Here is a 13,808-nt window from a genome sequence, read left to right as displayed (position 1 = left end):
TTCCCGATTCCCAATTCCCGATTCCCGATTCCCGATTCCCGATTCCCGATTCCCGATTCCCAATTCTCAATTCTTAATTCCCAATTCTAAATTCTAAATTCTTAATTTCCTAAAAAAATAGCCGTAGAAATACTATCCACGGCTATGTCAATCACATATGTCAGAAATTTCCGAAACCCAAGCCCCCGGGGGGAAAACCCCCAGAATTTTAGCGATGCAGCGCGGTCTTGGGGGTTTCCCCCATGAGCGACTGCATCAAGACAAGGTGTTATGGCAACAACCAATACTTGGTCATAGTAGTCATCACTTCACCTGGAATATCGGTCGGTTCTAGAGGCGTCCACTCCGCAATCTCCGCATAGCCTAGGGCATAAAGCATCTGCATACTATGGATTACTGATTGACGAGGACCTTTGAGAGTGTGCTGAGTAGGTTGTTTCTTGAAGTTGCGAGTAAAGTTGTCTGACATAGTGAAAAAGTTCAACTTGGTTTATATTGATTATTGTAATGATTATAAAATTATTTGTCAAGGTTTTTAAGAAAGTTTTTTTGGGAAGTTTTAGGGTTAATTAAAAAAGTTATTTGACCGATAATAGGCTAGATAATTTTATTTTTTAATATCATTTTTTTTGGTATAATAATTGTAAGCATTCAGCCGTCAGCCGTCAGCCGTCAGCTAAAGGCTCACGCTACGCGAACAGCTTTTTGGCACAGGCTTTGGCCAAAAAGCTGTGCGAACGACGCTGGGACTTCACTCAGATTAAACCAATGGTTACTTGTTGTCTTGATGCAATAGCGAGTGGGGAAACCCCCTGTTCCCTTGCTGCATCGCTTATTCAAAAGCTGTTCGCGTAGCGCTTAAGCTGAATACTTACTAATAATTTTACAGCTACAGCGGTTTACAATTTAATCAGGTACACAGGATTTTTTACCTACTCCCTACTCCCTACTCCCTACTCCCTGTTCCCTGTTCCCTGTTCCTTATTTAATGTTAAAATTATGTCCAACAATCCTAACTATGATGCTCTTAAGGCAGCAATGAAATCTTTGCACGACCAGACAGTATTTCCTGTGGCTGGTAAAGATTTCCGTCATATTGGATCGACGTTTATGTGTCGTACAGAAATCGATTCTGTCTCCTCAGACTTTCACCGTGGTATTGATATTGGAGAAATGGATGGTCAGGCTGGTGATGATGATATTATTGCTGCCTATGACGGGGTTTTTTGGGGATACCGGGAATACTCTGGTGCTGGTTTTACGGTGATGCTCAGTCATCAGTTTCCGACACCGTTTACTTACCATGGCAAAACAGTCAAGTATTTTTATACGTGGTATTGTCATCTCGACAAAGACAGCAGTTTGCCGATTGTTAGTGATTGGAAACAAGGAAAACATGGAGAAGCGATTAGTGCTGGTCAGTTAATCGGCAAAATGGGAAAAAGTGGAGAAACTAATGTGGTTCATTTGCATTTTGAGATTAGGATAGGTACTAATAATTCTTTAGAATATCAATTAGCAAATCCTCAGGTGACTCAATGGGGCTTCGATCCACATATTCACCCAATGCTACTCTACCAACCCCACGCTCCAGCTGCTTCACCATCGTTAACTCAGGTTGGTAGCTGTGTACCAGGAAATCCTGTGGTGCTGGAATATGCAATACACCGGGAGCAACCTCTGCTTAATCGAGTTGAAATTAAGATTATTGATCGTAGTACGGAAATGGCGGTTAAATCTCACGTTGTTGATTTAACTCTCCGGGAGGGAATGGATCCAACGAAAACCAAAAAATTGGATAACCTTGACCGGGATAAAACTCATTTTGAGTGTATTCCCTTTGGGTATCATCCAACAGTAAGTGAGTATAAGACGAAAATAATTATACCTGCTGAGTATATCGATAGTTACTTTGATTCTAATTATCAACTGAAGATTGAGGTATCTGATATTTGGGATTATAAAGTGGGTGAAATTTTGTCTCTTAGTGTTTAGGGAGCGGTGCGACCCGTGGCGAATTTAATTCGCCTACGGAAAGCGCACCGTAGGGAGTAGGGACTTCGGAGCAGTGTCAAGATATCCGAGGAGTGTTTGGTGTTACGATAAATTAAGATTGATTGTCATGATTTATTGATAAATGCTATAAATTATTAAATCTTGCTTCTTGCCTCTTGCCTCTTGGCTTTCCCTAAGAGATTCCGTTCACAACTCAAATAGAAATAGTATATTGACTGACCTGTCACTCCCATGAACGAAGAACGCCTCCAAGCCTATCGAAAGTTGATTGACCAACTACTCGCGGAGTCTAATGATCAAGAAGTCTCTCATATTTTGAATAGCTACCGGGATTTGGTTGATACGGGATTGCAGCAGACAATGCTGGCAGTGGCGGAAGATTTGCGAATCCAGGGCGATTTAGATAAGTCTAATTTTTTAATGAATATTGTAGGGGAGTTGATGGGGGTGCATCGCCACACATCTGATGCTCAACTCAACTTTCTCAGGCAGGTTCTGCAAGCAACTGAATACAGTAGTGTTGACCCGCAGGTAGTTTACCCATTACTGGCAGCAAATACAGACAAACTTAATGATAAGTTAGCAGAAAAATTGCGGGTTTGGGGAACAACTAGGCTGGCGGAAGCGGAAGCAGATGAAGCAAAAAATGTAGGATCAGTTATTGGAAATTTTAGCAGTATAATTCAGCAATTTCCTTTGGGGGACAAAGCCAGCAATATAGAAATTGCCATCACTGGCTATGAAATCGCACTAACTGTTTTCACCCGTGAAGCATTTCCCGAATATTGGGCAATGGCAAAAACTAATCTTGGTATTGCTTACCGTAACCGAATCAAAGGTCAGAAAGCACAGAATATAGAAGAAGCGATCGCTTGTTACCAACAAGCTCTTAGAGTTTATACCTTTGAGGCATTTCCTATTGATTGGGCAACGACACAAAATCATCTCGGTATTGCTTACGGTGACCGAATCAAATGTGAGAAAGCACAGAATATAGAAGAGGCCATCGCTTGTTACCAACAGGCTCTTAGAGTTTATACCTTTGAAGCATTTCCTATTGATTGGGCATCGACACAATATAATCTCGGTATTGCTTACCGTAACCGAATCAAAGGTGAGAAAGCACAGAATATAGAAGAAGCGATCGCTTGTTACCAAAAGGCTTTTAGAGTTTATACCTTTGAGGCATTTCCCGAAAAATGGGCAAGGACACAAAATAATCTCGGTAATGGTTACCGTAACCAAATCAAAGGTCAGAAAGTACAGAATATAGAAGAAGCGATCGCTTGTTACCAAAAGGCTTTTAGAGTTTATACCTTTGAGGCATTTCCCGAAAAATGGGCAAGGACACAAAATAATCTCGGTAATGGTTACCGTAACCAAATCAAAGGTCAGAAAGTACAGAATATAGAAGAAGCGATCGCTTGTTACCAACAAGCTTTTAGAGTTTATACCTTTGAGGCATTTCCCGAAAAATGGGCAACCACACAAAATAATCTCGGTATTGCTTACGTTTACCGAATCACAGGTGAGAAAGCACAGAATATAGAAGAAGCGATCGCTTGTTACCAACAGGCTCTTCGAGTTTATACCTTTGAGGCATTTCCTATTGATTGGGCAATAACTCAATATAATCTCGGTATTGCTTACGCTGACAGAATCAAAGGTGAGAAATCACAGAATATAGAAGAAGCGATCGCTTGTTACCAACAGGCTCTTCGAGTTTATACCTTTGAGGCATTTCCTATTGATTGGGCAACAACACAAAATAATCTCGGTAATGCTTACCGTAAAAGAATCACAGGAGAGAAAGCCGAAAATATCGAAAAAGCTTACACCACCTTTAAATCTGTCATAGAAACAGTTGACTCTTTGCGGAGTGAAATTCTTTCTGGTGATGAGACAAAACTTAAACACGCAGAAGAATGGAATGGAACTTATATAAACATGGTAGAAACTTGCCTAGACTTAACTAATATCACCGAAGCCATTGAATATGTTGAACGGAGCAAAACCCGCAATTTAGTTGACAAGATTCTCAGCCGTGACTTAAAAACCATCTTTCCTGTAGATGTTGCCACTCAACTAGAACAATACAGGGATGAAATAGCCATAGGTCAATATCAAATCCAGAATTGCAAAGCTGAAAATCTAAAAGTATTAGCACAACATCTCCAAGAATTGCGACAGCAGCGGAATGATTTACAAGGCCAATATTTACGTATCGGTTCTAGCTTTCAGTTTGATAAATTTCAGAACAATTTAGATGACCACACTGCCATTGTAGAATTTTACATTACACGGGATAAGCTGCTCACTTTCATCTTTACCCACCAAACTCAGCAGCCTATCGTTTGGGAATCTGATCCGAAAGACTTCAAAAAATTTCAAAAATGGGTAAATGGGTATCTCAGAGCCTACTACAACAAAAAATCCCATTGGCAACGTCGCCTGACTACCCGTCTACATTCCCTGGCGCAAATTCTGGACATTGATGAAATCATTCAGCAAATAACCCCAGAGTGCGATCGCTTAATTTTAATCCCCCATCAGTATTTACATTTGTTCCCCCTTCATGCTTTACCTATCAACAGTCAGCAGGGAGAAGGTAAATCTGAAATTCTGATGGATCGCTTTCCAGCAGGGGTAAGTTATGCCCCTAGCTGTCAATTACTGGAACTTGCTAAAACCAGAAAACGCCCGAACTTTACCCACCTGTTTGCCGTTCAAAACCCCACTGATGATTTAGTTTACACTAATATCGGAGTAGAAGTGATTAAAGGCTACTTCAATCCACCACCAGATACAGAAGTCCTCGTGGAAAAAGCTGCCACCAAAGCCGCCATAGATAGCAAGCCTCTCAACACTTACCACTGTGTCCATTTTAGCTGTCACGGTTACTTTAACTACGACAAACCACGTAAATCAGCTCTGATTTTGGCAGATGCCCACCTCAACCCTGCACCGGCTGAACTCAATCCAGAACAACATCTACCTTTGGATGACGGTGAAGTAATTGACTTAGACAAATGCCTCACCTTAGATGCAGTCTTTGCCCTGAAATTAGAACAGAAATTAGAACAATGTCGTCTTGTCACCCTCTCAGCTTGCGAAACAGGATTAATCGACTTCAAGAATAGCAGCGATGAATACATTGGTTTACCCAGTGGTTTCCTAGTTGCGGGTAGTCCAGCAGTAGTTAGTAGCCTGTGGAGAGTGAACGAGTTGTCTACAGCGTTGTTGATGATTAAATTTTATGAGAATCATCGAAAGATGATATCGTTGGCAGTTGCCCTCAACCAAGCGCAAATTTGGCTGCGGGATATCACAAAAGAAAAATTAGAGGAGTACATTGACAAGTTACCTTTGACTGTTGTTCAGCAATACATAATTAAGGCTAAGTTTCACAATTTTAATTCTACCGATAAACCCTTTAAGCAACCATTTCATTGGGCGGCATTCTGTGCAATTGGTCAATAGGAGTTAAGACTATGAAAGCTGAAAATTATCTATTTATATCTGCTTTTGAACAACTGCTGGACACCCAAGCTGAGTTGTTTAAAGACTCAGAAAAAAGGGAACTAGAAGCATTAATTACCTCATTACCAAATGATACTAAACAGCTAGCCGATGCGATCACTCGCTGGTGTATTTCTCACTCAGACATTAATAATGCTTTGATGGCTCTAATTGCTAGCAAACCAATCGTGGAGCAGGGACCTGGAGGCACTTTCCCCACTGATGAAACTAAAGCTGAAGACGAAAAAAACCAACGGGAAACCCTGATTAATGAGCTCCGCAAGAGTTATCCCCCAGAAACCCAAAAACCCAACACTCCCAAAGGCTGATGACTGACACCGCCTTGCCAATCAAAAACCCCAGCGTCACCCTTTATGCCTTCCATCTCTGGCAAGACTTAAGCCAAGAACTGGGACAGTTGCGACCGGATGCGGATCAGTTGTGGCAACACTGTGCTAATCTCAGCCAACCCCTAGCTATCCCAGAGCTGAAATCTTTACCTGAAAAATTACAATCCCCTGCAAGCCAAACAGCGATCACAAGCGATCACATAGACTTACTCCCAGGGAATGGTCGCTTAACATATACGCCACCATTGCAAATAGAAGGCTCTGCCCTAACAGTAGAGGTCTATCCCCGACAAATTCATGACACCTATGCCCTTGACCTAACCCTGTACTACCAAAATGTCACCGTTGCAGCCAGTCAATTTAGTCGGTTAAATCCCCAAGGGTGCCTCCTAGCCAGCAATATTCAACCTTCTTTAGGACAAACCTTGGTGCTCTATGGCGAACCAGTGGGCACTCCCGAGGAGGATAGAAAGTTAGCCGATGCCTGTGTGGATGGTTTTTTCCAGAGAACCGACCAAAAACCCCAATTTACTGCATCTGGGCAGTTATTTGGTAGCCCAATTTTTGCCTATGACAATGGTAAGGAGAAACCAACGGAGCAATGTCACCTTCTGGTCTGGTTAAACCGTCACCCAGAAACCTTAAAGCTGATTGAAAAGACGTCTTTGTCATTTTTCAATCTATTGTGCTGTCGCAGTAAAATCCTGTTTGCTTATCATGAATCTCGTTGGTGTTATCGCCAAACTAGAGGACTCTATGGGCAACTGGAACAAGAGGTTGAAGGCTTCAAGGAATTGCCAACAGAGCGAGAAACACGGCTAGAGCAACTGAAGCAAAAACTGACGGAGATGCCATCCAAGACCTTTGACTATGCTGGTTATCTGCGAGACATGGAGGATCACAAAACTGCGATCGCTACCAATGCCGCCAACTATGACACATGGTTGGAAAAAATCCGTGAATCTAGTCTCGAAGACGATAATATCGAGTTTTTAGCAGACTTCCTCAACCAAAGAACCAAGCTGTTTCAACGTCAGATTCAAACCAACCTCAATTATCTTAAACCCGGTCAGCAACTATTTGACCAGATGCTTGGTAGTATCCGAGGCATTGTAGAGATTGAGCAGGCAGAACGCGATCGCGCTTTGGAAAAAGCCCTGAGAGATAAGGAGAAGGCTGATCAAGCCCGAGAAAAAAGTTTAGAACGTTGGATTGCCTCTGTCGGTATTGGTTTAGGGGTTAGTGGTATTTCTTCCCAAACCGATGCTAAACCTCTAGAAGCGATTTTGATCAAACTAAACCCGAATGTATCGATAGAAAAATGCCCTAAAGCTGAACTCCAGTCTTGCTTGAGTTACATGTTCTGGTTTGTGCTATTTCATGTTTTGGTCGGTGTTGTATTTGGTGCGATCCCTGGGTTAATTGTGTATCGCATTATTCATCGGTTATCAAAATGATAAGGTTGTAGGGTGGGCAAAGACCGTTTAGTTCTTTTGATAATTCTAGATAATAGAACTTTGCACACCCTTTCTGTTGGTGGGCAAAAACCGTTTAGTTCTTTTGATAATTCTAGATAATAGAATTTTGCCCACCCTACTTTCTATTCCCTGTTCTGTTCTATTCCCTATTCCCTGTTCCCTTTGCTAAAGCTGATACGCGACACGCTGATAGCTGATAGCTTACCTATAATTTTATTATTTTGATAACGAATTTATAACTCAAAGTTAAACTTTGTGATATACGGTTAGCTCTGGAATCAAGTATACAGGCTTTCCTATGGTAGTGAGGTACAGCTTAATCGTGTTAAGAATGATTGCTTATTTATAAGCAATCGTTACAAACCATTGACCCCCCTAGCGTGTACCTCACCGGATTAGGAAAAGCTATAGCAGCACATGAATTATTAGTAACATTTCAGAGCAACCGATAGAAAGAAGCCAAGGGTCAAACCAAGGTAACAATATTCGGCAATGGATTAGTGTTATACTATTAGTATATCTGCTAATTGTAGCAGTTTGCATGATTGGTTCGGGTTTTAAATCCGCAACCGGATCACAAGCTAAAGAACTCTTTGCCTTTGCCACTAATCCTTTCTTAGGACTAATCGTTGGTACCGTTGCCACAGCATTAATTCAATCATCAAGTACCGTAACCTCAATTATTGTTGGTTTAGTGGCTGGAGGCTTACCGGTAACCACTGCTGTACCAATGGTGATGGGGGCAAATATCGGTACCAGTATTACCAATACCTTAGTGAGTTTAGGTCATATTGGGGATAAAACCGAATTTAAGCGAGCCTTTGCTGCGGCTACAATCCATGACTTTTTTAACTTACTTAGTGTAGTCATTTTTCTGCCCGTTGAGATTATCTTTCATCCCCTAGAGAAGATTGCCTATTTCTTAGCTCAAAATTTGGTAGGAGGCGGTTCTCTAAGTGTCAAGGATTTGAACTTTGTCAAGGCTGCTACTAAGCCAGTGGTGGGTTTGTTTAAAACAATAACTCACATTTTACCAGCGCCCTTTGACGGTATTGCTTTGATTATTTTAGGAATCGCGATGATTTTCTTGACCATTAGCTTTATTGGCAAACTGCTTAAAGTCCTAATGGTCGGTCGTGCCAAAGATATTCTTCATACAGCCATTGGTAAAGGGCCAATCGCGGGTATTGCTGCTGGTACCTTTATGACAGTTCTGGTTCAATCTTCCTCCACTACCACCAGCTTGATGGTACCCTTGGCCGGTGCAGGGCTATTTGGCCTAGCGCAAATCTATCCCTTCACCCTCGGTGCCAACATCGGCACTTGTATTACTGCCTTGCTAGCAGCGACCGCTGTTTCTGGCGCGGAAGCGGTTCCTGCCCTAGAAATTGCCATGGTTCACTTGCTCTACAACGTGCTTGGGGTGGTTATCATCTATGGCATTCCCTTCCTCTGTCGCTTGCCAATTGTCAGTGCAGAAACCCTCGCTGCTGTGGCTAGTGAAGGAAAAGCGATCGCATTTGCCTATATCATTGGCGTCTTTTTTGTGATTCCTGGCATCCTGCTTGGGGTTACAGTCCTGTTGTAATAGTCAAATGTTGGTGAGGGACTGACCACATAGCGTAAGCATTCAGCTATCAGCTATCAGCGTGTCGCGTATCAGCTTTGGGCCTGTGGCCACCGGAATTGAGGTGCGAACAGCTTTTGAATAAAATAAGCACCTCAATTCCCGTTAGCCATTCGCCAATGGCCAAGGCTGACCGCTGACCGCTGATGGCTGACCCCTGAATGCTTACCACAAAGCTAAAGGCGATGCAGCCAGGTCTTGGCAGAAATCCCTTCATCAAGGGCGCTGCATCGCTACCAACGTGCTACCCGCACCTCTATTTTTCCCGACTCCCGACTCCCGACTCCCGACTCCCGACTCCCGAAGATATCGTTAACTTTTGTTAAGTTTCGCATAAGTTCCCGAATTCGGTCTGATAAGTCAATAGCGGAACAAGTTAATTGTGCCGACTCGACCTACCTAGTTTTTTTTGAAAGGGTGTTCACACCTTTATGACTTATGATGCTGTTGAACTCTGATCAGATTTTCGATTATTTAGTTGAGCATGGTCTCTGCAGTCAGTCAGAGCAAGCTCTCACTAAGATTGAGCCCAAGGATTCAGCCTAGGGCTAACGGGCTACTTGAAAAGCTACCCTTGCCAGCTATCAGCTCTTGATAAAGCCCTAATCCCAAAAACCTACTCTACATCAGTTCAAGTCAAGTTCCCATACTTTAAACAGTTACAATGACTGACTATCTTGATTGATCAGCCGTTGTCTGACATGAGTTGATACCTGAGGGGGTGATCACAGTTTTGGTGTGTAAGTCCTGCTCGGGTACCCACAAGGGTACTGTCAAAACCTCAAAAAACAACGAAACTAGAGAAGTTGATTAAAGCTAGTCAGTTGGATAGTTCTCAACTACAGCAATGTAATGATTCAGCCTAGGGCTAACGGGCTAGTTGAAAAGCTACCCTTGCCAGCTATCAGCTCTTGATCAAGCCCTAATCCCAAAAACCTACTCTACATCAGTTCAAGTCAAGTTCGCATACTTTAAACAGTTACAATGACTGACTATCTTGATTGATCAGCCCTTGTCTTACATGAGTTGATATAGCACTACCCATTAAGGTGTTTGACATTTATAAAAGCTGAAACGCTGTTGTAGTCAACTTTTGCCTCTTGCCTCTTGCCAATGCCATTGCGCGTAGCGCTATACCTGAGGGGCTGATCGCTGAATACTTACTTGTCTGTTGGTTTCTATCCAGGAGTTAAGGTAATGCAGATCAAATGGAAACTAAACTTACTGGCCAAAATGGTAGTTTGGTTAGTCCCTGGGATTTTACTCAACTTCCTGGAAGTTGATGACCTAGCAGACTACCGTGAGTTTATTTTCCAAAGGGATGGGCGTTGCTGAATCTTCGCGCTGAATAGGAGTAGAGTGGGCATCCTGCCCGCCCGAAAATATATTGAAACTGGCAAGATGCCAGTTCCACGCAAGATGCCCATTCCACGGCCAGATGCCCATTCCACCTCACTCCTAAAATCATTCCATTGTTAAGCAACGCCTTGAGAGCTACCCCCATTTTCCAAATTGTCGATACAAAAGTTCCTTGATAATCATTGAGTGCGTAGTTATGTCATACCCAACAAATGTTCAGACAGGCATTCGCGACTATATGAATCAGATAAAAAGAATCAGGATAGCTCAAGCCAGTCCTAGTTCTCAGGAGGATCTCCAGAACTGGAAGTATTCTGCCAGTAACACTAAAAAGCATCAAGCTGATCAGGTAGCTACCAAGATTCTGAAAACCCGTGTTCTTAATGGACAAGGCATGCACCCAAGGAGATTTTGTCGCCGCTGGTTCGGACTAGAAGCCGTCAATCAATACGGACAGCGGTGCTACACAGAGTCAGATATCTTAATCCTCGAATCGGAGCATGGTTATCGGGAGAAATGCATCAACTTGATTGCCAGAGTATTAAAGATTAAAGCCAATACTATTCACCGCTGGGGAAAAGGAGTTGAGTTTGACAAAATCTCTCCAGATAAACGACAGCAGTACGAAATGTATCTTGGCTATGTTGACACCCTCAGGGTGCTCGCTACGAGCTTGGCTGGACTCGATGAAGGGTTATTGCTGAGACTTTTGGAGCGGGAACAATAGAGTAGCACTGGGTATCCGAACAGTATTGAGTCTCTTATAACCGGAATAGCTCATCATAATTATTACGTTAGGTCGATTTTTACAAGACTGTATGCAATACAGAAAAGCCTTGATTTATCTAACAGCCTGCTTTTACAATTCAAATTAGTTCAGCAAGGATAACTAGTTAGATATCGTCAGATCATAAAAGCTCTTTAGCTGAAGGTTTTTAAGCGTTTGTGAAGCACTTACCTTGGGTTATTTTACCCGCCACCCTGGTCTATCGCCGTCAAAATTTCGGCACCACTGCAAAACCCAGATACCTAAACCGGAGTAATGGATTTCCCTGATGCCGCTCTCGAAGGCGGGCAGAGGTGCGCCGGGGGGCTCAGTTTAATTTGTGGCAATTTGGCTCCATCAGAAAAAGAACTTAGTTTATAGTGATATTCACAACACCAAAAGCGTAGCTATGAAGCTTAAATTAGGTCACAAATCAATAGTGAATCCATATAGCAATTCTAAATAGATTGTGAACTATCACAGGGGCAATTTACCCGAAATATCAATGACTTTGGGTTTAGGGATTTTCACAAATCGTTCATAAAATCTATAGCCTTTTTAGGTCACTTTCGGAAACCAATAATATCAGCAAAATACTGAAACCTTTATTTCATATAGGTTTGAGTATTTATTTGATAAAAAAACTGAAAATTCAACTCCAAATTTTAAACCGAAAGCCCTGTCAAGCTTTCAGTTAATGCTTTCTAGCATAATAGCATTTCCTAGTAAGCGTGAGGTACATTTAAATTTTCTGGCTTGCTGCCCCCCTTATTAAGCAGTAGGCAGGATTCCTTTTCCCTTCTAAAACCAAGAATAAAAGTACCTCAATTAATTGATAACTGATCTTTGAAAAAAGAGAGATAGGTAAATCATTAAATGATTTTTAATTTTTACCCAAAAAATAACTTATTACCGCGTCAATTGAAATATACTACAATAGTAATACTTAGGGATATAAAAACTAGATTTTTTTTATTTGCATAAAAATCATAGTTATGGTTAGATGCGATTTTAAAAAAAATAGTTGATTATAGGAAAATTATTAGACATGAAAAATTGGTATGATTACTTAATAATTGGAGCTGGACCGGCTGGCTTACAAATGGGATATTTTCTTCAGCAAAGTAAAAGCCAATATATTGTTCTTGATAAAGCCGAAAGTGCCGCTTCATTTTTTAGAGTCTTGCCTCGTCGCCGAGAATTGATTTCATTTAATAAAGTTCACTCCATATTTGATGACCCGGAAATCTTACTGCGGTGGGACTGGAATTCACTCCTGACTGATGACTACAGTTTTCCTTTTCGGAATTTTAGCAAGCGTCTTTATCCGCTAGCTGACGAACTAGTCAATTACTTAGAGTCATTTGCTCACACCTACAATCTCAACATCCGCTACAACACAAATATCAGAGAAATCCGGCGAGATAACGATCGATTTTTTGAAATTTGTGACGCTCAGGGAACAATATACCAATGTCGGGTATTAATTGTAGCAACAGGATTTAGTAAGCCTTACATTCCTGATATTCCCGGCATTGAACTGACTGAAAACTACGAAACAGTGTCACTTGATTGTAATACCTTTACAGGGCAGCGTGTCCTGATTCTAGGAAAAGGAAACTCTGCTTTCGAGATAGCTGACATCGCTATGGAGACGGCAGCACAAGTCCATATTGCTAGTCCCAATTCACTGACACTGGCTTGGAAGTCTCGCCACCCTGGACATGTAAGAGCCAATCACACCAGATTACTAGATACCTACCAACTCAAGCTTCTCAATGGTACTCTTGACTGTCATGTCAACAATATTACCCAGAATGCTGATGGGACTTTTGTCGTCACAGTATCTTATGTCCATGCCGATGGAGAAGTTGAAGAGTTAGTCTATGACCGGGTAATCCGCTGTACTGGCTTCAGGTTTGATAATAGTCTCTACGCCCCAGAATGCCGACCTGATACCCTCTTAAATGGGAGGCTCCCTGAGATCACGCCCTATTGGGAGTCAACAAATGTTTCCGATCTGTTCTTTGCCGGAACTCTCATGCAAGGAAGGGATTTCAAGCGTTCTTCATCAGCATTCATTGATGGTTTTCGATATAATATTCGCTCCTTGTATCGATATCTTAAGGAACGATATGAAGGAATCAAAAGAGGAGAAAGAAAACTACAAGCAACACCAGTGACTATGAGAAAGGCTATTTTAGAAAGAGCCTGCCGAACTTCTGGTTTGTGGACTCAGTTTGGATATCTTTGTGATGTTTTTGTCGTTCACCCTACCCATGAAGTTACTTGGTATGAGGAGTTACCAATACAAGCCTTGCAGGAAGGTCAATTTTCTCGAGAATATCACTATTATTCCTTAACATTTGAATGGGGAGAATGGAACGGAGATGTTATGTCTATTGAGCGACATCCTAAATCGTCTCAAGCTTATACCAACGTATTCTTACACCCAATACTGCGTAGATACAGTTATGGAAAATTACTCAACGAACATCACATATTGGAAGACTTATTTGGCATATACTCTTCTTCTGGAGAAAGGGGTTCTGTTGTCAAGCGTTCAGGACGAAATATGAGACAATATCACCAGGAAGAACATGAAATCCCCCTGGAAAAATATTTTGAAACACAGTTATATCCAGAAGCAATTTCCGTTTAAATAAACCTAAGTAAATCTGAAATAAAATAGA

At 41.8% G+C, this 13,808-nt stretch carries 10 protein-coding genes; 9 read left to right on the top strand and 1 reads right to left on the bottom strand.

What is annotated here, in order from left to right; genetic code table 11:
* Positions 1-268: 268 nt before the first annotated feature.
* On the bottom strand, positions 269-469 hold the full coding sequence (locus tag LYNGBM3L_RS20425) for a hypothetical protein (RefSeq protein ID WP_008187318.1): 201 nt from the start codon (positions 467-469) through the stop codon (positions 269-271).
* Positions 470-999: 530 nt separating this feature from the next.
* On the opposite strand from LYNGBM3L_RS20425, the gene LYNGBM3L_RS20420 reads away from it, so the two are divergent.
* The 9 genes from LYNGBM3L_RS20420 to LYNGBM3L_RS20390 all read left to right on the top strand — a co-directional run bounded on the left by LYNGBM3L_RS20420 (position 1,000) and on the right by LYNGBM3L_RS20390 (position 13,777).
* Positions 1,000-1,995, top strand: coding sequence for a M23 family metallopeptidase (locus LYNGBM3L_RS20420; protein ID WP_008187317.1), 996 nt, complete (start codon positions 1,000-1,002; stop codon positions 1,993-1,995).
* 252 nt (positions 1,996-2,247) lie between these two features.
* Positions 2,248-5,496, top strand: coding sequence for a CHAT domain-containing protein (locus LYNGBM3L_RS20415; RefSeq protein WP_008187316.1), 3,249 nt, complete (start codon positions 2,248-2,250; stop codon positions 5,494-5,496).
* An 11-nt stretch (positions 5,497-5,507) separates the two neighbouring features.
* Positions 5,508-5,864, top strand: coding sequence for a hypothetical protein (locus tag LYNGBM3L_RS34135; RefSeq protein WP_008187315.1), 357 nt, complete (start codon positions 5,508-5,510; stop codon positions 5,862-5,864).
* Positions 5,864-7,342, top strand: coding sequence for a hypothetical protein (locus LYNGBM3L_RS20405; RefSeq protein ID WP_008187314.1), 1,479 nt, complete (start codon positions 5,864-5,866; stop codon positions 7,340-7,342). The genes LYNGBM3L_RS34135 and LYNGBM3L_RS20405 overlap by 1 nt, the downstream gene beginning before the upstream one ends.
* Before the next feature lie 445 nt (positions 7,343-7,787).
* Positions 7,788-8,951, top strand: coding sequence for a Na/Pi symporter (locus LYNGBM3L_RS20400; protein ID WP_044494057.1), 1,164 nt, complete (start codon positions 7,788-7,790; stop codon positions 8,949-8,951).
* Between the two features lie 237 nt (positions 8,952-9,188).
* Positions 9,189-9,425: a hypothetical protein gene (locus LYNGBM3L_RS41295; protein WP_143764226.1), complete on the top strand. Its 237-nt coding sequence runs from the start codon at positions 9,189-9,191 to the stop codon at positions 9,423-9,425.
* Between the two features lie 762 nt (positions 9,426-10,187).
* Positions 10,188-10,325: a hypothetical protein gene (locus tag LYNGBM3L_RS45960; RefSeq protein WP_008187310.1), complete on the top strand. Its 138-nt coding sequence runs from the start codon at positions 10,188-10,190 to the stop codon at positions 10,323-10,325.
* 220 nt (positions 10,326-10,545) lie between these two features.
* On the top strand, positions 10,546-11,076 hold the full coding sequence (locus LYNGBM3L_RS20395) for a hypothetical protein (RefSeq protein WP_131827138.1): 531 nt from the start codon (positions 10,546-10,548) through the stop codon (positions 11,074-11,076).
* Positions 11,077-12,163: 1,087 nt separating this feature from the next.
* The gene (locus LYNGBM3L_RS20390; RefSeq protein ID WP_008187305.1) at positions 12,164-13,777 is read left to right on the top strand and encodes an NAD(P)-binding domain-containing protein; all 1,614 of its coding nucleotides are present in this window, start codon (positions 12,164-12,166) and stop codon (positions 13,775-13,777) included.
* Positions 13,778-13,808 lie beyond the last annotated feature (31 nt).

Source organism: Moorena producens 3L (assembly GCF_000211815.1).
GTDB classification, from domain to species: Bacteria; Cyanobacteriota; Cyanobacteriia; order Cyanobacteriales; family Coleofasciculaceae; genus Moorena; species Moorena producens.
This window is presented reverse-complemented; position numbering and strand designations above follow the sequence as displayed.

What these genes read in the sequence shown, in the direction of transcription:
- LYNGBM3L_RS20405 (WP_008187314.1), top strand. Translation starts at nt 5,864, where the DNA reads ATGACTGACACCGCCTTGCCAATCAAAAACCCCAGCGTCACCCTTTAT.
- LYNGBM3L_RS20395 (WP_131827138.1), top strand. Translation starts at nt 10,546, where the DNA reads ATGTCATACCCAACAAATGTTCAGACAGGCATTCGCGACTATATGAAT.
- LYNGBM3L_RS45960 (WP_008187310.1), top strand. Translation starts at nt 10,188, where the DNA reads ATGCAGATCAAATGGAAACTAAACTTACTGGCCAAAATGGTAGTTTGG.
- LYNGBM3L_RS34135 (WP_008187315.1), top strand. Translation starts at nt 5,508, where the DNA reads ATGAAAGCTGAAAATTATCTATTTATATCTGCTTTTGAACAACTGCTG.
- LYNGBM3L_RS20390 (WP_008187305.1), top strand. Translation starts at nt 12,164, where the DNA reads ATGAAAAATTGGTATGATTACTTAATAATTGGAGCTGGACCGGCTGGC.
- LYNGBM3L_RS20415 (WP_008187316.1), top strand. Translation starts at nt 2,248, where the DNA reads ATGAACGAAGAACGCCTCCAAGCCTATCGAAAGTTGATTGACCAACTA.
- LYNGBM3L_RS20420 (WP_008187317.1), top strand. Translation starts at nt 1,000, where the DNA reads ATGTCCAACAATCCTAACTATGATGCTCTTAAGGCAGCAATGAAATCT.
- LYNGBM3L_RS20425 (WP_008187318.1), bottom strand. Translation starts at nt 469, where the DNA reads ATGTCAGACAACTTTACTCGCAACTTCAAGAAACAACCTACTCAGCAC.